Source organism: Enterococcus sp. AZ063 (genome assembly GCF_051715045.1).
GTDB classification, from domain to species: Bacteria; Bacillota; Bacilli; order Lactobacillales; family Enterococcaceae; genus Enterococcus_D; species Enterococcus_D casseliflavus.
The window spans coordinates 2,752,681-2,776,861 of sequence record NZ_JBIOTA010000001.1 but is presented as its reverse complement, the minus strand read 5'-3'; the positions used below and the strand labels follow the sequence as shown (position 1 = coordinate 2,776,861).

At 44.6% G+C, this 24,181-nt stretch carries 21 protein-coding genes; 9 read left to right on the top strand and 12 right to left on the bottom strand.

Annotation, left to right across the window (positions count from 1 at the left end; translation table 11 throughout):
• The first annotated feature begins 29 nt into the window (after positions 1-29).
• Entirely contained in the window at positions 30-4,535 is a 4,506-nt protein-coding gene (gene gltB / locus IGK61_RS13105; protein WP_438844934.1) for a glutamate synthase large subunit, read from the top strand.
• A 1-nt stretch (position 4,536) separates the two neighbouring features.
• Positions 4,537-5,976, top strand: a complete 1,440-nt coding sequence (locus IGK61_RS13100; RefSeq protein WP_005228830.1) for a glutamate synthase subunit beta — start codon at positions 4,537-4,539, stop codon at positions 5,974-5,976.
• A gap of 83 nt (positions 5,977-6,059) precedes the next feature.
• Here the strand turns inward: IGK61_RS13100 and vanS are convergent, their stop codons facing one another.
• The 11 genes from vanS to IGK61_RS13045 all read right to left on the bottom strand — a co-directional run bounded on the left by vanS (position 6,060) and on the right by IGK61_RS13045 (position 17,522).
• Positions 6,060-7,190 carry a vancomycin resistance histidine kinase VanS gene (gene vanS / locus IGK61_RS13095; protein WP_015510159.1) on the bottom strand — a complete coding sequence of 377 codons (1,131 nt, stop codon included), beginning with the start codon at positions 7,188-7,190 and terminating at the stop codon, positions 6,060-6,062.
• Positions 7,180-7,875: a vancomycin resistance response regulator transcription factor VanR-C gene (gene vanR-C, locus IGK61_RS13090; protein ID WP_005228837.1), complete on the bottom strand. Its 696-nt coding sequence runs from the start codon at positions 7,873-7,875 to the stop codon at positions 7,180-7,182. Before vanR-C ends, vanS begins: the two co-directional genes overlap by 11 nt.
• A 98-nt stretch (positions 7,876-7,973) precedes the next feature.
• Positions 7,974-10,076 (bottom strand): membrane-bound serine racemase VanT, encoded by a 2,103-nt coding sequence (vanT, locus tag IGK61_RS13085; protein ID WP_074536067.1) that lies wholly within the window; start codon positions 10,074-10,076, stop codon positions 7,974-7,976.
• Positions 10,073-10,645, bottom strand: a complete 573-nt coding sequence (gene vanXY / locus IGK61_RS13080) for a D,D-carboxypeptidase/D,D-dipeptidase VanXY (protein ID WP_061053864.1) — start codon at positions 10,643-10,645, stop codon at positions 10,073-10,075. The genes vanT and vanXY overlap by 4 nt, the downstream gene beginning before the upstream one ends.
• On the bottom strand, positions 10,642-11,694 hold the full coding sequence (vanC, locus tag IGK61_RS13075; RefSeq protein ID WP_074536066.1) for a D-alanine--D-serine ligase VanC: 1,053 nt from the start codon (positions 11,692-11,694) through the stop codon (positions 10,642-10,644). The genes vanXY and vanC overlap by 4 nt, the downstream gene beginning before the upstream one ends.
• 343 nt (positions 11,695-12,037) lie before the next feature.
• Entirely contained in the window at positions 12,038-12,586 is a 549-nt protein-coding gene (locus IGK61_RS13070) for a TIGR01440 family protein (RefSeq protein WP_074536065.1), read from the bottom strand.
• A gap of 5 nt (positions 12,587-12,591) precedes the next feature.
• The gene (locus IGK61_RS13065; protein WP_074536063.1) at positions 12,592-13,071 is read right to left on the bottom strand and encodes an ECF transporter S component; all 480 of its coding nucleotides are present in this window, start codon (positions 13,069-13,071) and stop codon (positions 12,592-12,594) included.
• Positions 13,068-13,856, bottom strand: a complete 789-nt coding sequence (locus IGK61_RS13060; protein WP_438844933.1) for a bifunctional hydroxymethylpyrimidine kinase/phosphomethylpyrimidine kinase — start codon at positions 13,854-13,856, stop codon at positions 13,068-13,070. The genes IGK61_RS13065 and IGK61_RS13060 overlap by 4 nt, the downstream gene beginning before the upstream one ends.
• Before the next feature lie 103 nt (positions 13,857-13,959).
• A complete protein-coding gene (gene zwf / locus IGK61_RS13055) occupies positions 13,960-15,486 on the bottom strand; it encodes a glucose-6-phosphate dehydrogenase (protein WP_010749749.1) in 1,527 nt (508 codons plus the stop codon).
• A 9-nt stretch (positions 15,487-15,495) separates the two neighbouring features.
• Positions 15,496-16,143, bottom strand: coding sequence for a metal-dependent transcriptional regulator (locus IGK61_RS13050; RefSeq protein WP_008377371.1), 648 nt, complete (start codon positions 16,141-16,143; stop codon positions 15,496-15,498).
• 143 nt (positions 16,144-16,286) lie between these two features.
• On the bottom strand, positions 16,287-17,522 hold the full coding sequence (locus tag IGK61_RS13045; RefSeq protein WP_015510149.1) for an aminopeptidase: 1,236 nt from the start codon (positions 17,520-17,522) through the stop codon (positions 16,287-16,289).
• 231 nt (positions 17,523-17,753) lie between these two features.
• Here IGK61_RS13045 and IGK61_RS13040 point away from each other — a divergent pair, with 231 nt between their 5' ends.
• Positions 17,754-18,329: a TetR/AcrR family transcriptional regulator gene (locus IGK61_RS13040; protein WP_005228861.1), complete on the top strand. Its 576-nt coding sequence runs from the start codon at positions 17,754-17,756 to the stop codon at positions 18,327-18,329.
• A 54-nt stretch (positions 18,330-18,383) separates the two neighbouring features.
• On the opposite strand, the gene IGK61_RS13035 is transcribed toward IGK61_RS13040, so the two are convergent.
• Positions 18,384-18,830, bottom strand: a complete 447-nt coding sequence (locus tag IGK61_RS13035; RefSeq protein WP_074536061.1) for a flavodoxin — start codon at positions 18,828-18,830, stop codon at positions 18,384-18,386.
• 176 nt (positions 18,831-19,006) lie between these two features.
• Between IGK61_RS13035 and map the strand changes: the two genes are divergently transcribed.
• The 6 genes from map to copZ all read left to right on the top strand — a co-directional run bounded on the left by map (position 19,007) and on the right by copZ (position 24,110).
• Complete coding sequence (map, locus tag IGK61_RS13030) at positions 19,007-19,771, top strand: type I methionyl aminopeptidase (protein WP_005228863.1); 765 nt, start codon at positions 19,007-19,009, stop codon at positions 19,769-19,771.
• A gap of 79 nt (positions 19,772-19,850) precedes the next feature.
• Positions 19,851-20,774: a YihY/virulence factor BrkB family protein gene (locus IGK61_RS13025; protein ID WP_060792543.1), complete on the top strand. Its 924-nt coding sequence runs from the start codon at positions 19,851-19,853 to the stop codon at positions 20,772-20,774.
• Positions 20,775-20,793: 19 nt separating this feature from the next.
• Positions 20,794-22,014, top strand: a complete 1,221-nt coding sequence (locus IGK61_RS13020; RefSeq protein ID WP_074536060.1) for a glycosyltransferase family 4 protein — start codon at positions 20,794-20,796, stop codon at positions 22,012-22,014.
• A gap of 274 nt (positions 22,015-22,288) precedes the next feature.
• Positions 22,289-23,275, top strand: a complete 987-nt coding sequence (locus IGK61_RS13015; protein WP_074536058.1) for an aldose epimerase family protein — start codon at positions 22,289-22,291, stop codon at positions 23,273-23,275.
• A gap of 141 nt (positions 23,276-23,416) precedes the next feature.
• The gene (locus IGK61_RS13010; RefSeq protein WP_008377382.1) at positions 23,417-23,863 is read left to right on the top strand and encodes a CopY/TcrY family copper transport repressor; all 447 of its coding nucleotides are present in this window, start codon (positions 23,417-23,419) and stop codon (positions 23,861-23,863) included.
• A gap of 37 nt (positions 23,864-23,900) precedes the next feature.
• Complete coding sequence (copZ, locus tag IGK61_RS13005) at positions 23,901-24,110, top strand: copper chaperone CopZ (RefSeq protein WP_005228873.1); 210 nt, start codon at positions 23,901-23,903, stop codon at positions 24,108-24,110.
• Positions 24,111-24,181 lie beyond the last annotated feature (71 nt).

Below are 24,181 nucleotides of genomic sequence, written 5' to 3'. Positions count from 1 at the left end.
TTCAGAATATTGAAAGGAAGTGTGATTCCATGAGTGATTTAGAGATGATGAAAACAACGAACCAAACGATGTACGATGCCGCTTTTGAAAAAGATGCTTGTGGGATGGGGTTCATTGCTCAGAAAAATGGTCATTATTCCCGAGAGCTCGTCCAAAATGCCTTAACGATGTTAGAACGGATGAATCATCGAGGGGGAACTGGCGCTGAACCTGACACGGGGGACGGAGCAGGAATCTTGATGGCGATGCCAGATCCTTTTTTTCAGCAGCAAGCAAAAGAGGCAGGAATCCCATTGCCTGAAAAAGGCGCCTATGCTGTTGGGATGTTTTTTTTACCGAAAGAAAAGCTCCGAGCAGCACAGGTCCAAGAAGAAGTAGCTAAAGATATTCAACAAATGGGTTTTACGGTTTTATGGCAGCGTGACGTTCCATATGATTATTATCAGTGTGGGCCGGGGGCGCAAAAAGTCATGCCATCTTTTGTGCAAGTCTTTATTGAGAAGCCTGTCGATGTAGCAGCTGGCCGTCCCTTTGAAGATCAGCTTTACCGGCTACGGCGTAAACTGGAAAAAACGTATCATATCGATGAGTTGTCTATCTGCAGCTTGTCCAGTAAGACAGTTGTTTATAAAGGGATGCTGCATGCCTATCAAGTTGGCTTGTTTTTCAAAGATCTTCAAAGCCCAGAAATGACTTCGAGTATTGCTTTGACCCATTCTCGTTTTTCAACGAATACCTTTCCAAGCTGGAGTCGGGCGCAACCATTTCGTTTCTTAGCCCATAATGGCGAAATCAACACGTTACGCGGGGCGGAAAATTGGATGCATGGACATCAGATCGAAGTCTACGATGACGAAAACTCCGATTCTGCGAAGCTGGAAAATTGTATGGAATACTTGTATCGTCAAGGTCGAGACATTCCCCAAGCACTGTTGATGATGGTGCCAGAAGCGTGGTCTAAAGAAGCTGGCTTGACGCCAGAACTGACGGCTTTTAATGAATACAATGCAAGCTTTATGGCTCCTTGGGATGGACCAGCAGCTTTATGCTTTACCGATGGGGAGATGGTGGGAGCTGCCCTTGATCGTAATGGATTGCGACCATCTCGCTACTCGATCACAAAAGCTGGTTTTGTTGTCGTGGCCTCTGAGTCAGGCGTGGTGGATCTGCCAGCGTCGGAAGTGATTGAAAAAGGGGTGCTTGGACCAGCAAATATGTTTTTGGTGGATACCCAAAAAGGGATGATCTTACGAAATCAAGAAATCAAAGCGCATTATGCGAATGCCCATCCTTACCAGGAGTGGCTAGCGGAACACCTATTGACACCAGAGCTGCTTCCTGGGACTAAGAAGCAGGAGGAAACAGCAGACGATGCGATCCAGACCCTTTGGAAACGAAATGGCTACACGGATGAGATCATACGCACGTTGATTTTACCAATGGCTCAAACGGGAGAAGAACCAGTGATCTCCATGGGGTTTGATTCACCCTTAGCTATTTTGAGCGAACGTCCCCAATCCTTGTTTACGTACTTCAAGCAACAATTCGCCCAAGTGACCAATCCACCCATTGATGCGATTCGCGAAAAATTAGTAATCGGTACCGAGCTGTTTTTAGGTCGAGATGGGGATGTTTCAAAGGACATCCGAATCAATTGTAATAAGCTGAAGATTGCTAGTCCTGTGTTAAAAACGAGTGAATATGAAAAGATCAAACAGTTAAATCAAAATGGTCAAAAAGCGGTTTTACAGTCGATTCTTTATGATTATGTACCAGAAAACGGGGTAGCTTTGCAACAAGCGTTAGAAGCGCTTTTTAAAGAAACGGAGCAAAAAATCGATGCTGGGGCAACGATCGTCATTTTAAGTGATCGGGAAGTCATCCAAGCGCAAGAAGGAAAAGTGGCGATTCCGATTCTCTTGGCGGTATCAGGCCTGCACAATTATTTGGTGCGAAAAGGCAAACGTTCCTTGGCATCGATCGTTGCGGATACAGCGGAAGTCTGTGAGGTCCATCATTATGCCATGTTAGTCGGCTACGGAGCAAGTGGGGTCCATCCTTATGGGGCTTACCAGACATTGGCGCATTTTGAGCTTTCAGAGAAGATCGAGAGTTACCGCAAGGCATGTGAAAAGGGCATTGTCAAAATCATGTCACGAATGGGGATCTCAACGATCGCCGGTTACCACGGGGCACAATTGTTTGAAGCGGTTGGTATCTCTGAGAAAGTCATCGCTGAATATTTTACCGGCACGGTTACCCGTATCGGTGGTCTCTCGTTAGCGCAAATCGAGCAAGAATATTTGACGCGTTATGAGGCAGCATATGGTGAAAAACGAATGGATTATCTTGATTCTGGCGGTAGTTTCCAGTACAAAGCCGATGGGGAGCATCATTTGTTCAATCCAAAAACGATCTATGGGTTCCAAAAAGCCGTTCGCACAGGCAGTTATGAGCTTTATAAAGAATATGCGGCGGAAATGAATCAAGAGGCATTGGACAATCCAACGACGTTACGGTCTATGTGGACCTTTGCGAACACAAGACGCAGTATTCCGTTAGCTGAGGTGGAGCCTGTCGAAACGATCGTCAAACGATTTAAAGTCGGGGCGATGTCCTACGGCTCACTAAGTGAAGAAGCGCATCGCTGTATTGCTGAAGGAATGAATGCGATCGGGGCAAAATCCAACAGTGGAGAAGGTGGCGAAAACCGAAATCGTTTCAAACCAGTAGAGGGCATTAATTATAATAGTCGCATCAAACAAGTAGCTTCTGGCCGTTTTGGTGTCAACGCCGAATATTTAATGAGTGCAGATGAACTTCAGATCAAAATGGCGCAAGGAGCGAAACCTGGAGAAGGCGGCCAATTACCAGGCAATAAAGTCTTCCCGTGGGTCGCCGAGATTCGAGGGTCTACGCCTGGTGTTCGATTGATTTCACCGCCACCACATCACGACATTTATTCGATTGAAGATCTAGCCCAGCTGATCTATGACTTAAAAGCCATCAATCCGTATGCACGGATCAATGTCAAATTGGTTTCTAGTACGGGCGTGGGTACGATCGCTACCGGTGTCGTCAAAGCTGGCGCAGACGTAGTCGTGATCTCAGGCTATGACGGTGGGACCGGTGCTTCTCCGAGAAATTCGATCCGTGATGCCGGCTTGCCTTGGGAGATGGGGCTCGCAGAAGCCCATCAAACGTTAGCTATGAATCATTTGCGGCAGCGAATGACCTTAGAGACAGATGGAAAATTGATGACGGGTCGGGACATCGCCATTGCTGCTCTTTTAGGAGCAGAAGAATATAGCTTTGCCTCTTTAGCGCTAGTTGCGATTGGTTGTGTCATGATGCGGGTATGCAGTATCAATACATGTCCTGTCGGCATTGCTACACAGAACCCAGCGTTGCGAAAATTTTTTGCTGGAAAACCTGAGCACATCATCAATACGATGTACTTTTTAGCAGAAGATCTACGGGAAACGATGGCTGAGTTAGGCTTTCGTACCATCGATGAGATGGTAGGACATGCGGAATTGTTGACACCACGCTTCGTTGCTAAAGGCAAAGCAAAATCATTAGACTTTTCGAAAATGATTGGGACGACAATCCCAATCGAACGCAAAGTGACCGATCCATTCCTTGAGAAACGTCAATGGCCAGAATTAGATGCTTTTGCACAAGCTGCTATCGACAACAATCAAGAAATCGTGACGAATCATACGATCAATAATGTTCAACGCTCAGTCGGCGCGCGTTTAGGAGGCTGGATCGCGGAACGTTTTGGCAATTATGAAGTTACGCCAGGTCTGTTACAGTTTACGTATCGAGGTATTGCTGGACAAAGCTTTGGGGCTTTTGCCACCCAGGGCATCCAGTTGAAACTGATCGGTGAGGCCCACGATTATGTAGCCAAAGGGTTAAGCGGTGCCCGCTTGATCATTGTGCCACCTGAAGATGCCGCTTATGACGCAGAGCATTCACCAATTGTTGGTAATGTAGCGTGCTTCGGGGCAAATCGAGGCGAAGGCTATTTCCGAGGCATTGCTGGCGAACGCTTTTGTGTTCGTAACAGTGGAGCCAATGTCGTTGTCGAAGGTGTTGGCGATCATGGCTGTGAGTACATGACTGGCGGTGTCGTGGTGATATTAGGAAAAACCGGCCGCAACTTCGGTGCTGGAATGTCCGGTGGCGTGGCGTATGTTTACGACCCCGATCAAACCTTTGCCGATAAATGCAATCGGGAAATGGTCGATTTATATCGGATTGGCGAAAGTGGCGATGACCACCAACTAAAAGAGATGATCCAGCAGCATTTCGCCTATACAGATTCATTGAAGGCGGCTGAGATCCTAGAAGATTGGGAAAATCAGCAGCACCATTTCATCAAAGTCTATCCGACAGAATACCATCAGATGATCCAAGCGACGGAGACCTTGGCGGACCAAGGGTTTGTCGGAGATGAACTTGTGACGAAAGCCTTCGAAGCTGTCGTCGGTCCACAATTGACCATCCTAGGAAAGGAGCGTGACTAATATGGCAGATCCATTTGGTTTTTTAAAGTACCCAAGAGTAGAAAATCCTACCCGACCAGTGGCAGAACGAATCGAAGACTGGCAAGAATTACAGACGCCATTGCCTGAAAATGAGCGTCAAGAGCAAGCAGCACGCTGTATGAACTGCGGGATTCCTTTTTGTCATACCGGTTCTTTTTACGGGGGGCAACGAGCGGTTTCAGGTTGTCCCAATGACAACCTGATTCCTGAATGGAATGACTTGGTTTATCAAGGGCGTTTCCAAGCCGCTTTTGAGCGTCTTGCCAAAACCAACCCATTACCTGAAATGACTGGTCGTGTTTGTCCAGCTCCTTGTGAAAAAGGCTGTACCGAAGCACTGAATGGCTCGGGTGTCACGATCCACGACAATGAACGCTTTATTATCGATACTGCTTTTGAAAATGATTGGGTCAAAGCCTCGGGATTGCCTCAAGAAGCGACTGGGTTCAAAGTTGCCATCGTCGGCAGCGGACCAGCTGGTTTATCCGCTGCATGGCGCTTGAATCAACTAGGGCATCAAGTGACGGTCTATGAACGCAGTGATCGCTTTGGCGGTTTACTGATGTACGGTATTCCAAATATGAAATTAGATAAAGACGTCGTTCAGCGACGGATTGACTTGATGGCAGAGCTAGGCGTGACCTTTGTCGCTAATACGGAGATCGGTCGTGACTTGTCGGCAGAAGAATTGGCCGCTCAGTATGATCGGGTCATCTTGGCAACAGGAGCTAGTGTTCCTCGTGACTTGAAGATTCCAGGGCGTGAATTGACTGGGGTGCAATTTGCAGTCGATTATCTGACGGAAGCAACCAAAGATGTGTTAAAGCATGGCAAAGCGGCAACAAGTAAAAAACTTGCTGGCAAGCATGTTATCGTGATTGGTGGCGGCGACACTGGAAATGACTGTATTGGTTCAGCGATTCGGCAAGGAGCCGCTTCTGTGCGTCAATTGGAGATCACGCCCCAACTGCCATTGACACGGACCGACAGCAATCCTTGGCCAGAATACCCAATGACAGCCCGCACAGGATATGGGCAAGAAGAAGCGGCTGAAGTGCTACAAACACAAGTGACGTATCATGGGGTGTCCACAACGGCCTTTATCGGCGCCGAACGCGGCCAGTTGATCGCCATCGAAACGGTCTCAGTGGATCAACAGTTTCAGCCGATCCCTGGCACAGAGCAAGTGATCAAGGCGGATTTGGTCTTGCTGGCAATGGGCTTTGTTGGTGCAGAGACCCAACTCTTCGATGCCTTTGGTGTGCGAGAAGTGTACGATGATTACACGACGAACAATGAACGAGTGTTAGTCGCAGGAGATGCCAAAAGAGGACCGAGTTTAGTCATCTGGGCGATTCGTGAAGGACGCTTAGCGGCAGAAAAAGTCGATCAAGCGTTACGATCTTTGGTGTATCAATAAGCAATCAATAAAAAACAACCTGAGCAGCTATTCCTCCTTCTGAATTAGAAGGGGAGCAGCGAAATGCTCAGGTTGTTTGCCTGTTAAGCGGTTGGTTCAGATGGATGGGGCTTTGACAGCTGTTCATTTTTTTCCATTGCTGCCTTCGGTAGGCGAATCGAAAAGACGATGGTTTCATCACGGCTTTCCGCCCAAATCTTTCCACCTAATGCTTCAACGATTTCTTTGGCGATCGGCAAACCAAGACCCGTCCCACCCGTCGCTGTTGCTCGGGAAGCATCCATGCGGTAGAAAGGCTCAAAAATCAAGCCGATCTTTTCAGCTGGGATCGTTTTTCCTTGATTGGTCAAACGAATCAGGATATCATCAGACTCGCTGATGGCTAATCGCAAAGGGGAGTTAGGATAGCTATAATTGATGGCATTGCGGATCAAGTTGTCAAAAACGCGTTCCATTTTCTCCGTATCAACGGTCGCAAAGACTTTTTTCTGTAGCTGAAGTTGCCAATGGAGATTTTTTTCTTCTAACAGCGGCAAAAATTCAAACGTCAACTGTTCCAGCATCAAGCTCAGATCCGTGGTTTCAGTTTGCAAGGCGATCGTTGTAAGATTAAAGCGGGTGATTTCGAAAAATTCGCTGATCAATAGTTCCAGCCGTTGGGCTTTTTGCAAGGCGATCTTCGTATAGCGTGCGCGTAGTTCGGTAGAAAGCTGCGGTTCCTCTTCTAAAAGCGTCAAATAGCCGATCACACTGGTCAAAGGCGTTCGTAAATCATGTGCGAGATAGACGATCAAATCATTTTTTCGTTGTTCCGCTTCTTTGGCGGCTCGTTGATCCTGTAAGTTTTTCTCTCGCAACTGGTTCATTTCTTCTTGCACATCAATCATATTGCTGGAAAGAACGATTCGCTTCGTGGGTTCGGCAATCAGTTGGTTTGTGGCTTGGATCGTTTCATTCAAATAACTGATAGCTTTACTCATATAATAAATCGTTGTGCTCACCCAAATCAGTAAGGCCCCGATGGCTAAGCAAAGAAGCCAATAGTCAGCAAAAAGTCGTAAAATTTGATAAATGGGTTCATAGCCATACCAGACCCTCATTCCAGCAACGAAGCGTACTGCGAAAGGAATGATGATCAAGATCGCCATCAAGATGCCCGTGGTGATAAAGTATTGGGTCAAGAGCTTGCGGATCAATGGACTTCTATTTTTCAATGATATAGCCGACCCCCCATACGGTTTTGATTAATTTCGGTTTGCGGGGTTGTTCGTTCAGTTTTTCCCGCAAACGGGCGATATGTGCCATCACTGTGTTATTGTTGTCTAAATACTTTTCTTTCCAAACTGCTTCAAAAAGGGTTTCCGAGGCAACGACCGATCCTTGGTGTTCAAATAAGTAAAGCAAGATTTTAAATTCGATGGGGGTCAAGAAAACCTCTTTGCCATAAAGAAAACATTGGTGGCTGTTGATTTTCAACAGTAAGCCTTCCTTTTCGTATTCTTCAATCTTCTGGGGATTCGCTGACTGGTTGTAACGCTGGTATCGCCGCAGCTGCGTTTTGACCCGAGCAACGACTTCTAAAGGATTGAAGGGCTTGGTCACATAATCATCTGCCCCAAGGCTTAGACCGGTGATTTTATCCAAGTCTTCCCCTTTTGCCGTGAGCATCAGTACTGGGAAAAAGTGGGTCTTACGAATTTGCTGCAACAGCTGGAAGCCGTCGATATCCGGCAGCATCACATCTAAAACCGCCACGTCGACCGTTTCTTTTTCAAGATAGGCCAAAGCGCTCGTTCCATCATAAAAAGGTTCTACTTGGAAGCCTTCATTCCTTAGAAACGTCGTGACTAACTCCGCGATTTCTTTTTCATCATCAACAACAATTATTTTTTCTGCCATCCTTGATTCACTCCAACTATCTACGATCATTTTTCATTTACACTACCATTTACTCTACACCCATCATACCGTAATCGGTAAGCGAATGCATTCGTTTTCTACTTTGAACTAGAGGTGATGCGGGAACCTAGGCGGCTGATCAATTCATTGGTAATGGTTTGTGCTTGATCAGCGGTAGTCGTCCAATCGCTGATTACTTCGAGCGAACTTTCGACCGCCAGTTCTGGATAGTCCGTTAAATCGATCAAGAGCATATCCATACAAACCAACCCAATCTGCGGGAGTAAAGCACCTTGATAAGAAAGCTGGAACCCTTGGTTTGATAGGGCACGTGGAACCCCGTCGCAGTAGCCGATGCTAACGATCCCGATCGTGGCTGGTCGATCAAAAACAGTGCCTAATCCATAGCCGATCGCTTCACCAGCGGCAACTGTTTTTTTGTCTACCAGTAAGGCTTTGAGTGTCAAAATCGGCTGTACGTTTATCTTCTGCTTCGTTGGTTCGTTCGGGACGCTCAATGAACCAGTTAGAAGAATACCGGGACGTACATAATCATAGTGTTTCTCTGGGTAATTCAATATTCCGTAGCTGCTTTGCAGATGTGTCAGTCCATAGGCGATATTTCTAGCGGATAAGCCAGCCAACAGATCATCAAAACAAGTGATTTGGGCTTGTGTCCGCAAGATACTTGCCGTATCCAGCTGATCTGAAGAGCCTAGATGGGAAAAAATGCCCGTGATCTTGAGAGATGGCAAGGCGTAAAGTCCAGTAACTGTCTCAAGATCAGGTGCAACACCTAAGCGGTGCATACCAGTATCTACCGCTAAATGGCATTCGATCGGAATACTTGTTTGAGCTAAAGCATGCCCATGGGCCTCACTAACGATGGTTTGAATCAAGGAATAATGTTTCAGCTCTTTGGCACGTTGGGCAGAAGTGTACCCTAAAATCAGTAAGCGACTTTTGATGCCAGCTCGCCGTAATTCAATGGCTTCTTCAAGGGTAGCAACGGCAAAGAAATCGACGCCGGCTCTTTCTAGGGTACTGGCGACCGTCTTCGCATCACAACCATAAGCATCCGCTTTAACCACCGCCATCACTTTAGTTGTTGCTGGGATCAATCGCTTGATTTCCTGCAGGTTGTGCAACAAAGCGAGGGCGGAAAATTCTTTGGCTGCTCGCTGCAAGTGGGGCGGCGTTTTTTTCGAAAACGGGAACAGCTTTTGCAAAGCAAAGAGACCTTGCACCACCCCAATGGTCAGTCCTAAGACCACGAAGAAATTGATCAGATTGTTTTGCAGCAAGGGCAGCTTTTGACTAAGAAAATGGGTCACTGCAATGGTATAAGGATGGAGCAAATAGAGCCAAAGGGACAGTCGACCCGCTTGTTTCCAGATTATGGGTGCTTGCCATTGCTGGATGATCGGAAATAAAAACAACAGGACGAAGGGCAAAAAAACATACATGCTGTCATGTTTCGGCGTGGTAAAGTGATGCAAAAGGTAACTTTCCAAAAGCAAACAAATCAGACTGATCAGCAGATAACTATAGCGATGGGGAGAAGCTGGTTTCTTGGAAAATCTTCTGGCTAGTACCCCTAAGATCAAAAACAAAGGAGCAAAGAAAATGCCGTTGCGAGTTCCATCCAATAGTTGAAAAATCAGTGAATAGAGTGGCGTAATGGGTGTTTGTGCAGCCAGGCCAGACCAGCTGTCCCCACCTAAACCAACCACATACAAACCGACAGCAATGAAAAACACCTGCTTGAAAGAAAGACGTGTCAAGAGGCCCATCACTAGTAGACTGCCGGTGATGATCGCAGGAAAATACCATAGATGATAAAGGATGCCATTGACCAGCAAAGTTTGAATAAAAGTGCCTAGTGGCATGTTCAACCCTAGCATGCCGCTGTACCAAGCAAGCGGCAAAAAGAGCAGTGTGGCTATGAGGTAGACTTGCAGCTGCTTTTTAATAAACTGCCAGACACGATGTCTGGCAGGATAGCTGTTTTGGGTGGCTAAGTCGCTGAACACGTAATATCCGCTGATCACAAAAAAGAAGGGAACGGCAATTCTGAAGAGCGTCAACGTGATCAGGATATCACCGTCAGGCCATAAGTGATGAAGAGGCAGACAGTGGATCGCCACCACCATCATCGCCAAAATTACCCGAAATTGCTCGATTCCTTGATTCTTCTTCATGCGAACTGCCTCGCCGTTTGTTCAAGGTATTGATGGTATTCTTCCAAGGTCCACTGTTGGCTGGCGATGATTTGACTATGGGGCAGACCGACATAACGAAAATGCCATGGTTCATAGCCAATCCCTGTAATTTCCTGTTTGTCCGCGGGATAGCGTAAAATAAACCCATAGTTCATCATTTCCTGGGTAAATAAATCAGCGGCTGCGCTGTCACGAAATCGTGGGCAGATCAAATCATCCTGGCTGCCTTTTAAACCAACATCGATCGCTAAGCCTAACTGATGTTCACTGCAACCGGGCAATGCCACAAATTGTTTCGTATAGGCTAGCCCATTTTCTTTCAAGGAATATTCCCATAAATACCGTTGCTGCTTTTCGGTTCGGTAGCCATCTAATAAGCAGATCTCGTCTTCAAGCTTTAAAGCTTTGACGAGCCGTTCCCATTGTTTGGCTGCTTCTGGCTGCAAGTAAACCTCGTCTTCGCTGAAGGCAGCAAGGACTAAATGAGGGGGTTCTTGGTTTTTTTCTAACGGAAATTCTTTGCTAACTAACTGTAGATAGGGATTCATTTGACTTCCTCCTTTGCTAAGACAAGCAGTTTTTGTAGTAGTTCTTGATAGGATAAGCCGACCGCTGCCATCATGGCAGGATAGCGGGAGTGACTCGTAAAGCCCGGCATAGTATTGATTTCATTCAAGTATAGTTCTCCTTGATCCGTGACAAAAAAGTCGATGCGAGCAAGACCTTTAAGACCAAGACTACGATAGAGCAGCTGAGCTTGTTCTTTGACCTTGGTTTCAATCGTTTCAGGCAATGGCGCAGGGACGGTGATTTTGGCGCTGATCAGCTGGTACTTTTCTTCAAAATCGAAAAAGCCGTCTACTAATGAAATGGCGTCACAAGCACCGACAGTCAAAGAGTCGTTGCCCAAAATACCGCAACCGATCTCAACACCGGCAATATTTTTTTGTAGGAGCACTGCGGAACAATAAGTAAAGGCTTCTTTTAAGGCAGAAGCGATTTCTTCAACGCAGGTGACTTTAGTGATCCCTTTTGAGGAGCCCGCTTCATTAGGCTTAAAGAAAACTGGAAAGCCATGGGTCTGGATAAAAGCTTCGATTTGTTCTTGCTGGTTGGCTTGATTTGTCAAGAGAATCGTAGGAGCACTTTGTACGCCAATGGCTGCTGCAGCTTGATGCAGCAGCCATTTGTTCATACATAAGGCAGAGGCTGCCACCCCGCAACCTACATAAGGCAGCTTCATCAATTCAAACAATCCTTGGATACTGCCATCTTCCCCATATTTGCCATGCATAATGGGAAATAAAACATCAGGTACCAACGTTTGCTGCTCTTCACTTAGCCAAAAGCCGTTTCCTTCAAATAGCGGCTGTATTTTCTGTTTATGTTTCGTATCCAACAACCACGTGTCTTGTCGGATGTTTTCCAGTTCTCCTGTATACAAGTACCAATCCATAGCATCTGGGGCGATCCCGATCAAAGAGAGGTCGTAGTCATAGGGAGATGATTGGAGTGCTTCGATTGCGCTAGTTGCTGAAGCTAAAGAAACGGTGTATTCCGGTGAATTGCCTCCAAAAATAATGGCGATTTTTTTCATGTTTTTCTTCCTTCCGCTTTTCGATTCTTACTACATTCAGTCTATCAAGGAAAGAAAAAAGAAATTTGCGGGCTTACTGGTATCTTTCTTTTCTTTTTGTGATGAAATTCTGACGAATTTATGACAAAAGGAAGGCGACAGCTGCCGCTCTTTTTACGCAAGAAAGGAAACAGAATTTGAAGTAGAAAAAGCTGTCATAAGATGGAGCGGAGAAAATAGTGAAAGGAGAGCACTTTTAAGTAAGGAAAGGGGGAGGCAATAGCAGGAACGTTGACACAAAAAAAGCACGCCGAAGCATGCTTTTTCTTTTTGATGAGGGCTTTTCGATTATTATACGATTCGCTTATTGTGCGTAATGCGCACGAGGACCACCGATATATTTGGGCCGTGATCCCAGAGCTGTGACATGGGCAGCGCCGAGGGACTTGATAGAGGGACGGATCGGTATTTGAACATGTTTGACATGCATGCCGATTGCTGTGTCGCCAATATCGATGCCAGCTTTTGCTACTATGTGCTCCACTTCAATAGGCTCATCGAACAGCTGGAAAGCGGCAACTGAGCAAGCACCGCCTGCATGCAACTGGGGCACTACTGCGACTTCTTCTAATTGATATAGTCGAGCCGTTTCACGTTCAACAGCTAAAGCCCGATTGAGATGTTCACAGCCTTGAACGGCTAAATGAATATTTTTGGGACGCAAGATCGATCGTAGTGTTTCAACGATAACCATGCCTACTTCTTGACTGGAATTTTTGCCAATCAAGCCGCCCACGACTTCACTTGTTGAACAACCAAGGACAAAAAGATCATTTTCACCAACGTTCGCTGTCGTAATGACTTCTTCAACGATCGTAGTTAAATCCGTTTTTAATTGATTGATATCTGTCATAAGAATCACCTTTCATTTAAAGAAAACTTTTTCGTGCGGCGCAAGGCATGCGTCAGGGGTAAAGCAACGATGCTGCCAAAGACCGTTTGGATCAAATTACTTGGGATCGAGGCGATCCCAGCGCCTAAACCGAATAGCAAAACCGTTGCTGCTGCATAGCCGGCGATCATGATCAAGCTGCCGACAATGACGGCTGATAGTGGCCGATGGCTCATTCTACCTACGATCCAGCCTTGCACACCATGGATCACGATGGAAAAGAAGGCCCATTCAGGGTAACCTGATAGAAAATCAATGATGCCGCCGCTCATTCCACCGACGAAGGCACCCGCGTTAGGTCCGAACAACAGGGCCGAGATATAGATCCCTGCTTCACATAAGGTCACAAAGCCCTTCGTTTGCGGAACAGGAATGATAAAGGTCAAAGAAAGTGCACACGTGAGTGCCGTCAGCATAGCGATCGTCGTTAGGTTTCTTACTTTCATAGGAGTTCCTCCTTTTTAAAATAGGCGAGCTGATTGACGTTGCCAGAGGTACCTAAAGGCAGACCGTCTTCAATCCCTGCCCAAACAAATGCTTTTGCGGTTTGGATAGCTGCTTCCAACGAAGTGCCTTTAGCAAGCATTGCGGCAATCGCTGATGAGAGGGTACAGCCAGCACCGTTGGTTGTGGTTCGCGTACTTTTTTCTGCCTCAAAAACGGTAAATTGTCCTTCTTGATACAAAACATCATAGGCTGTTTCCTCAGTTAGTCGACTGCCACCTTTGATCAGAACATTTGGGGCACCAAGCGCATGGATTTTTTTTGCCGCCGTTTTCATCTCTGCTAAAGAGGTAATGCTTTGTCCAGATAAGTGTTGTGCTTCGAGCAGATTAGGTGTCACTAATGCTGTGTAAGGAAACAATGAGATCAATCCTGCTTGATAGGAGTGGTTAAAGGCAGTATCTCCTTCTTTGAAGGCGAGAACGGGATCGAGCACGATCGGTCCGGTAAATGTTTGTAAAAAATCTCGCAGCAATTCAATGATGGCCGTTTGATGAAGCAGCCCGATTTTGATTGCATCTAGGGATACGACCGAACGCAGTGAATCCAGCTGTGCTTGGATCACAGGCTCAGGGAGATCATGGAACATAAGATCATCCTTGATGGCGACCACACATGTTAATAGGGCATGGCCAAACACCCCGAATTCCTCAAATGTTTTCAAATCAGCCGTCATGCCGCCGCCTGCCAAACTGTCGAGACCGGCGATCGATAAGACTTGTTTCATGTCTGCTGCTCCTTTCATTTCTCATTTCTTTCTATTATAAACAGTCGGTAAAAAAGAAAAACGGCCAATTGGATGTTTTTTCCTCATCCAATTGACCATTTGCTTATTTTTCATTTAGTAAATCTCGCTCACGATACCATTCATCGGGACGCCAGATCCATTCAAAGCCATCGGCAGCTAAGAGATCATAGGCTGCTTGGGGGCCCATCGTTCCTGCGGCATAGTTTGGAAAATCAGGTGTTTCTTGGTCCCAAGCGTGACGGATCACATCAACGATGCGCCAAGATTGGGCAACTTCATCCCAGTGGGTAAAGTTAGTGCCATCACCGTTCAAGGCATCTAGAATCAGTTTTTCGTAAGCTTCTGGGGTGTTTTCGACGATTTCAGTACTATTTCGGTAATCGAGCTTCACTGGCAATGTCTCAAACCCTTGGCCAATTTCTTTTCCGTTCAAGGAAAGAGAGAAGCCTTCCGTCGGTTGAATGTAAATCGTCAGCACATTCGGTGCCAAACTCTCGATTTGCTTTTGTTCATTCAGGTCTTGCTTAAAGACATTGACTGGGACTTGTTTAAAGACAATGTTGATGCGAGTGCCTTTTTCCGTCAACCGTTTCCCAGTGCGTACATAAAATGGTACGCCGGACCAGCGGAAGTTATCGATCAAAAATTTCCCAGCAACGAAGGTTTCCGTTGCCGATTCTTCATCCACATTGGCTTCTTCACGGTAGCCAACAAATTTCTTGTCTTCTAATTGTCCCTTATCGTATTGACCACGTACGAAGTGTTGTTTCACTTCTTCTTCGGAGTAGATACGGATCGCATTTAAGGCTTTGATTTTTTCTGTCCGTAATTCTTTTTCAGAAAAAGCCACTGGCGGTTCCATGGCTAATAAGGAAAGAATCTGCAGAATATGATTTTGGACCATATCTTTCAATGCACCGCTCTTATCATAATAGCCGCCGCGTTCTTCTACGCCTAAGTTTTCTGCGATATTGATCTGAACATTGTCAATGTAACGATTGTTCCACATTGACTCAAAAATGTTATTGGCAAAACGAATCGCAGAAATATTTTGGATCATTTCTTTTCCTAAATAGTGATCGATTCGGTAGATTTCTTGTTCCGTAAAGACTTGATTGATCTCTTCATTCAATTCTTTTGCTGAATTATAGTCGCTTCCAAACGGTTTCTCGATGATCACCCGATGGTAGCCGTCAGTATCTAGCATTCCTTGGGATTTCAAGTGAGAAACGATCGTCCCAAAGAAATTAGGGGACATTGCTAAGTAAAAAATCTGATTGCCTTCTAAATGGTATTTCTGATCTAAGGTTTCCGCCAAATCCTTTAATGAATCATAATGGCTCGTATCTGTTACATCATGTGATTGGTAGTAGAAATGAGAAGCGAATGTCTCTGCTTGTTCTTGTGAGTCACTCAACTCTTTGATCGTACCCATCACCACTTCACGATAGTGTTCATCCGACCAAGGACGGCGTGCAGTACCAATGACTGCAAAATCTTCTTTCAAATCGCCTTTTTTGTACAACCGAAACAAAGAAGGGTATAGTTTGCGTTGGGCAAGGTCGCCCGTACCGCCAAAAATCGTAAAAAGGACCTTTTTTTCCATCATCTTCACTCCTTACAGTTTATCGACAAAAATCGTGCTGGCGGCTTTGTAGCTGACAGCAATTTCTTTTGTGTCATTTTTGATCGTAATCGGACCCTCGTATGCTGCCGCATCGATGATCTCGTATTCTTCATGAATATTCAATTGGATCGAAACGAGATAATCCAGCAGTTCTCGTTCGTCAAGGACACGGGCGATGCGAATCTTGGTTCCTACCGGATAGGAACTCATGGTGTTTTTTTCGCCTTCGTGAATGAGTTCTCCTTGTTCAGGAATCATTCCGCCATGTGGGCAATACCGAGGATGATCAAGGTAGGCTTCTAAGCGGCTCGCCAATGTTTCTGAGGTGACATGTTCTAAAACTTCTGCGTCATCATGAACTTCATTCCATGAATAATGCAGGTGCTCCACAAGAAAGACTTCCCATAAACGATGTTTACGAATGAGGGCACTTGCAGAAGCTAAACCAGTTTCAGTCAACTGTACCCCTTGATAAGGTGAATGTTCCACTAAGCCTTCTTTTAATAATTTTGAAATCATTTCACTTACTGAAGCTGCTGAGACGTCCAGACCTGACACGATTTGTTTGTTATTGATCTTCTTTTGGTCACCACCAAGCTCCAAGATGAGCTTTAAATAATCTTCACGATTTGGTGTCATCGGATCCATCCTCTCTTATCAAAGACTATCAAAGTAGATTTTATCAAAAAAGCCAGCTGATTACTATGAAAAAAGCCGCCGGTTCTCAATATTCTATGTAAAAAGAAGACCGAGGGGAGCAACTCCACCTCAGCCTTTTTTTATTAAGCCCAATCACCATTGCGGAAGACAGGAACTGTGGTGCCATCTTCTTTGATGCCATCGATGGACATTTGGTCAGAGCCGACCATGAAGTCTACGTGGGTTTGGCTGCGGTTTAAACCAGCCGCTGCCAGTTCTTCTTCACTCATCTCAGTGCCGCCTTGTAAGCTGAAGGCATAAGCGGAGCCTAAAGCCAAATGGTTTGAGGCATTTTCATCAAACAACGTATTGAAGAAGATGATGCCAGATTGTGAGATAGGGGAAGGATCAGGGACTAAAGCGACTTCACCTAAAGATTTCGCTCCTTCATCGATCGCTAGCAATTTGCCTAACACTTCTTCGCCTTGTTCTGCAGAAAAGTCCACGACTTTACCGTCTTTGAAGGTGAATTTCATGCCAGAAATGATGGTGCCTGCGTAGCTCAATGGTTTCGTACTTGAAATATAGCCATCGATGCGACGATTATCTGGGGCAGTAAAGACTTCTTCTGTCGGCATGTTCGCCATGAATTTTTCATTGCGGGTGTTGTAGCTGCCAGCACCTTCCCACAAGTGATTTTTTGGTAGGCCGATGATCAAATCAGTACCCGGTGCCGTATAGTGCAATGCGCTGAATTGTTCTTTGTTCAATTCTTCTGCCTTGACTTGCAGCGTTTCATCATGTTTTTTCCAAGCAGCAACAGGATCTTCTTCGTAGATACGCGTCGTTTTGAAAATTTGATCCCAAAGCTTGTCTTGTGCTTCTTCTGGGGAAGCATCAGGGAACACTTTTTGTGCCCAATCTTGACCAGCCGCCGCAACAACGGTCCAGCTGACTTTGTTGGCTTGTGTTGCTTGACGCAGTTTCATCATCGCTTTACCAGAAGCTGCTTGGAAAGCGGCGACCCGATCTGAGTCAACGCCCGCTAACGCATCGGGATTGGCAGAAACGACACTGATGCGGCTGGCACCTTTTTCGACCCAATCTTCTGTTTGATCAATTTTGTGTTGAGGGATCGTAGACAAACGATCCTCAGCTGCATGCGCAAGAAATTCTTTTTGAACCACATCGTCGGTCCATTGAACGATTACTTCATCTGCGCCTAGCTCATACGCTTTTTTTGTCAATAGTCGAGCTAACGGTGCTTGGTCCACGGCGATTTGGATGACGATGGTGTGCCCTTTTTGGACATTTACACCAACTTCTGTGATCAGTTGGGCATATTTTTCAAGGTTCTGATTAAAGTTTGGTAAAACCATTAAAATTCCTCCATTTATTCTAAAATTATAACTGTCTTCATGATAGCACTAAGTATTTTTGAAAACAAACGAAAAAGAGAGCAAAAAAACAGAGGTCTTCAAATTGAAAAACTGAAAACACTAGGGGCAATAATTTTAAAAGTTTTTTTGCAAACTTAAAAAAACATGATACAATAAGTAAAAGGTATTTCTGAAAGCGATGTATAGCAGAATTAAGGAGATTAAAAAATTATGGCAAGAAAGAAAACTATTACTAGAGACCAGATTTTAAAAGCTGCCTATGAAGTTGTCGCAACCGAAGGATTTACACGTTTTACCGCACGCAATATCGCAGCGAAGATGAAATGTTCAACGCAACCGATCTACTTAGAATTTAAAAATATGGATGACTTAAAAAATGCATTGATCAATCAGATTTACGACTACTTAGCGACAGAAGTTTTTCCAGTTGAGAGACGGGGAGATGTTATCGTTGACTTAACGTTAAATTATATTGGCTTTGCAAATAAAGAAAAACGATTATACCGAGCGCTATACTTAGAAGAGCATGGTGGTGGGGATTCCATGCAGCAGTTTTCATTTGACCTTTTTGTGAAATCAGTGAAAAAAGAACCAAAGTATCAAGATCTCTCTGATGTAAAATTACAATCCTTGCATACCGGTGTCTGGATCGTTGCTACTGGCTTAGCCGCATTGATGTCTTCGGGAATCATTCATCCGACAGAAGATCAGATTGCTAAGCTGATGACGGAAACCACCGATAATATTTTAGCAAGAGAAACACCTATCGATATCAGCTATCATTAAGCAAACAATAAACCTCCGACAGAATCAAGTGATTTTGTCAGAGGTTTTTTTGTTTTATTCTGTAAATGCTTCCGCTAGTTTTTTGGCAAAGGCTTCTAAGTTTTGAATATCGTCTTCTTCCGCAGCCAAGTCGACCTTGACGCTATCTGCCCCTTTTGTTGCACCTGTCTTACTAAAGACGGCTTCAAAGTCATCGACGGACTTACAAAAGTCATCATAAAAGGTATCGCCAGAGCCGCAGACCCCAAAGATTTTGCCACTTAAATCAAGTTCTTGCAAATCTTCGTAAAAATCGACGATCTCATTAGGCAATTCACCGTCACCGTATGTATAGGTTGCGACGATACAGATATCGGCGTCTTCAAACTCATCGGCATCCACTTGGGTACACTCATTCATTTCAACTTCCATGTCAAGATTTTCAAGGGCTTCAGAAACGATATCTGCAATTTCTTCCGTATTCCCCGTCATACTCGCATAGACGATTTTTGCTAAAGCCATGGGCTTTTTCCTCCAATCTCATTCCTATTCTCAAGGAAAACTCTCTTACAGATTATAGCAAATGCACGAAAGATTGAAAACAAAACTTGAAAAACTCTTTACAATGTCTGTGAATTTTGTAAAATAAGGGATTTCTATGGTAAAATAAGAGGAATTTAATTAAGGGAGACGAGAACATGATTACATTAAAATCTGCCAGAGAAATTGACCGCATGGCCGAATCCGGCGCGCTGTTAGCAGATGTCCACAAACAATTACGCAGCTTCATCAAACCAGGTATCACCAGTTGGGATATCGAAGTGTTTGTCCGAGATTATATTGAAAGCCACGGCGGCATCGCTGCCCAAATTGGTTTTGAAGATTACAAATATGCCACTTGCTGCAGTATCAATGATGAGATTTGTCACGGGTTTCCTCGAAAAAAACCATTGAAAGACGGCGATCTGATCAAAGTCGACATGTGTATTGATTTAAAAGGCGCCATTTCTGATTCTTGTTGGAGTTATGTCGTAGGGAACTCGACGCCTGAGATCGATCGTTTAATGGAAGTAACCAAAAAAGCATTGTATCTAGGAATCGAACAAGCCCAAGTGGGTAACCGAATCGGTGACATCGGTCATGCCATTCAAACCTATGCGGAAAAAGAAGGCTACGGTGTTGTGCGCGATTTCGTAGGACACGGCATTGGTCCAACGATCCATGAAAGTCCGATGATTCCTCACTACGGAGAAGCCGGCAAAGGGTTACGTTTAAAAGAAGGAATGGTTATTACCATCGAACCTATGATCAATACAGGGACGTGGAAAATGAAAATGGATCCTAACGGCTGGACCGCCTATACTCTAGATGGTGGCTTAAGTTGCCAATACGAACATAGTTTGGCGATCACCAAAGAAGGGCCACGCATTTTGACTTCTCAAGGAGAAGAAGGAACCTACTGAATTTTGGCGGTAGGAGACTTCTGATTGTTACGTATGACAAAGAAAAAAAGGCAGATGATTCGCTGGCGGAGGAAGAAACATGAAAATCGTTGATAAAGTAAAAAGCAATCAAAAGCTGATGCGTTTCATTGAAACAACGCAAAATAGAATAACCGATTCAGAGATGGGGACCACATCGGTCGTCGTCGCCTACTATTTATTGCTTTCACTTTTCCCGTTAATGATTGCGCTGGGAAATCTGTTGCCTTATTTATCGATTGATCCGAACACGGTTTTATCTTATGTACAAGAATTGATCCCTAGTCAAATCTATGACTTTATCGGACCAGCGATCGAAAACCTCCTCACCACAAGCTCTGGCGGGTTATTATCGATCTCCGCCTTGGCTGCGTTGTGGTCTGCGAGTCAAAGTATCAATGCCTTGCAAATTGCGATGAACAAAGCCTTCGGTGTGGACCAGCGTTCCAATTTTGTCGTGGTGCGCGCAGTATCATTTGTGATCATCCTGCTCTTTATGATTGCGATCGTTGGTGTTACGATGGTATTTGGGCTTGGAAAAATCATTCTTGATTTTTTGCAGCCGATTTTTAAGTTTCAAGACAATCTGATCGATACGTTCCAAACAGTCAAATGGCCAGTCACGATCGTTGCTTTGCTGTTTATCATGATGCTGATCTATTGGTTAGTGCCGAATGCAAAGGTCAAGTTGCGTTCGACTTTGCCAGGGGCGATCTTTGCAACGATTGGCTGGATGTTGCTGTCACAAGTGTTTGGCTTATACGCCCGTTACTTTGCTGCGAAAATCATTGGCTATCAAATTATTGGAAGTTTTATTGTTTTAATGATCTGGTTGAATCTTGCTGCGACGATTATTATCTTGGGTGGAATCATCAACGCAGTGGTAGAAGAGTATGTGTCGGGACAAGAGATCAAAGAACGAACAGATCCTGTTCAGCGGATTTCTTCGAAGATCGAAGATACATTTACCAATAAAGAGAAATAACGGAAAGCGAGAATAAACGATGGATTTTGCATTCAAATTTGTAATGCGCTTATTTATAACAATGATCGTGTCTTTATTATTGACACCAGTCATCAAATTGATATCTTGCAAGATTGGCGCAGTTGATCGCCCAGGAGAGCGTCGGATCAATACGAAGACCATGCCTTCAGCTGGGGGATTAAGTATTTTTTTAGCCTTTTCCTTTGCGCTGCTTTGGGAATTTCGAACAATGATTCCTTTCGACTTCGTTTGGCCGATTCTTTTAGGTGCAACAATAGTGGTGATTACAGGATTGTTGGATGATATATTTGAACTGTCGCCAATGCAAAAATTAATAGGTCTGACATTCGCAGCGCTGGAAATTTATTTCGTTGCTGGAATAAAAATCAGCACAGTCACGATTCCTTATTTTGGCTTTATTGATCTGGGATGGTTTGCCTTGCCTATGACTTTGATTTGGATACTGGCAATTACCAATGCGGTGAACTTAATCGATGGTCTCGATGGGTTGGCGAGCGGCGTCTCTATTATCAGTTTGACGACGATAGGGATTATCAGCTATTTCTTTCTGCCGAATTTTGTGGAAGTACCAATGGTCATTTTTACTTTGATCGCAGCAATCATCGGTTTCTTTCCATATAATTTTTATCCAGCAACCATTTTTCTAGGAGATACCGGAGCATTGTTTTTAGGATTTATGATCTCTGTGCTCTCACTACAAGGATTGAAAAACGCAACTTTTATTTCTGTTCTGACGCCCATGTTTATTCTCGGTGTACCGATCACGGATACCGTTTATGCGATGATTCGAAGAAAGTTTAATAAACAGAAGATTTCCTCTGCCGATAAAATGCATTTGCATCATCGATTGTTGTCGTTAGGGTTTTCTCATCGCGGCACAGTGTTAACGATCTATGCCTTAGCATTAGTCTTTTCTTTTATTGCTTTACTAATGAATTACGCGAGCAATACAGCGATTGTTTTATTAATCATTAGCACAGGATTTGGAATTGAGCTGTTTATTGAGCTGATTGGATTAGTCGGTGAAAATCGTCAACCACTCATGTGTGCGTTAAAGTTTCTGGGAAATCGGCGATTCAGACAAAGTTTACTAACTGAACGTGCTGAAAGAAGAAATGCTGATCAAGAAAAAGAAAACAAAGATTTGGCTGCTAATGTTTCTCAGACTAAAGAAAAGCGACGAAAGAGAAAACATTACCAAGCAAAACACAAAAAATAACCGATGACAGTTGCGGCAAAAGAACCCAACGGATGAAATGGATATTGATAGAAACCAAACGGTAAAAAATCAGGCCGGGAATCCTGATTTTTGCCGAGCAGCTGCGTATCAATGATTCATAAAAATCAGTGGGGTGCTCTTGCCGCTTTTTTGAAGTGGCAGAAGCAAAGCCGTTTCCTGTCGAATTCTTCCGTCTTGAATTGACGGATCTAGCCCTTAACGGCTATACTTAAAAAGAGTAGCAGACTAACCAAAGAAAGAAGGATATGAACGAATGCCAAATGTGAAACAACTGACGTCAGAAAAAATGGGAACAATTTATGAGCTTTCCAATGATAGCGGTACCATCGTAAGGCTAAGTCCTGAAGGCGCACGCTTATTGGATTGGGTCGTTCCAGTAGAAGAAGGTCGCGACATTGTGGTCGGTTATGACACGATCGAAGGACATCGCCAAGCACGTTATTATGGCGCAACGATCGGCCCTGTGGCGGGAAGGATCGCAGGTACTCGCTTTGAGATCGACGGACAAGAATACCAAACGGAAAACAATGATGGCGGCAATACGCTTCATGGCGGTTCAAAGGGGCTGGATACTGATACATGGATCACTGAAACCTTTGAAGATGCAGACAAAGCTGGGGTGATTTTTACTACCACACGGCAAGATGGCGATGGCGGGTTTCCTGGGAATGTTCGTTATCAAGTCACCTATACGTTGACGAATGACAATGAACTATTGCTTGCTTATGATGCCAACACTGACAAAGCGACTTTATTTAACCCAACGAACCACGGTTATTTCAATTTGACAGGTGATACCCAACAGCCGATCGATGACCATTTGGTTCAAATCAATGCCGAACATGTGGCTGAAACGAATGACGATGTGACGACGACCGGTGAAAAAACGCCTGTCGCAGGCACAAAGTTTGATTTTAGACAAGAACGCCCGATGGGAACGACGATGTTGGATGATCCGTTCTTATTAGACCATACGCAAGAGTGGGATCTAAAAGTAACCAGTCCCGATCAAAAAGTGCAGCTGACTGTAACTACTGACCGTCCTGCCGTTGTTATTTACACAACGGGTGAGGGAGAAGCTGGTGCATCAATGAAGACTGGTCCTTTTGCCAATCATGGCGGGATGGCGATCGAAACACAAGGTGTTCCTGGCTCTGAGAAATTTACCCACTTTGGTGAGATCGTGTTGCGTCCAGAAGAACCCTTCCACTCTGTGACGACGTATCAGGTCCACTTTTAAGCATAGGAACCAAATCATTTTTAATGAAATAGAAAAAAGCATTGTCAAAACGCAGAAAGTTTGGCGATGCTTTTTTTTGACAAAATCCGATTACAGATGTAAACTTAAAAATGTGAATCACTTATGAAAGGAAGTGGACAAATGCAATCTGTGGTCGAACCAATCAAAATCAGCGATTCTGAATGGGAAGTCATGCGTGTGATCTGGACATTAGGACAATCCGACGCGAAAGAGATCACCGCTTTATTGAGCGAAAATAAAAATTGGAAAGCAGCAACGGTCAAGACGCTTTTAGGACGACTCGTCAAAAAAGGCGTATTGAAAACAGAAAGCCAAGGAAAAAAATTTGTTTATTCGCCGCTTGTTTCCGAAGAAGCAACCGTTCGCAGCGCAGCTGAGAATCTTTTTTCTCATATTTGTGCCAAAAAAGTTGGGCAGACATTAGCAGAAATGATCCAAGAAGCAGCATTGACGGCAGAAGATTTGGCGATGCTCCAAGCAGCAGTCGACCAAAAAGTGCCAGTAGCAGCGATTTCATGTAATTGTATTCCTGGTCAGTGCCAATGCAAAACCCATGCAACAAAATAAGTAGCCGACGAACTGTTAAAAGAAATGAGGAATCGTAATGAAAAAAAACATGCAAATCAGCGGAATGAATTGTGCCCATTGTGCCGCAAAAGTTGAAAAAGCGCTTAGTGAAGTACCGGGTGTGAAAAAAGCCAAAGTGGACTTGAAAAAAGCTCGCGGAACAGTCAAGTTTGACGAGTCGCAAGTGACAGAAACAGCCTTAGTCAATGCGGTCACCGAAGCGGGTTATCAAGGGGTATTTGAGTAAGCAATGGAATTGCTAAAGTGAAAATGAAAAATCAAAACAAATGAAAAGTGTCCAGCCGCTTGAAGCTTTTG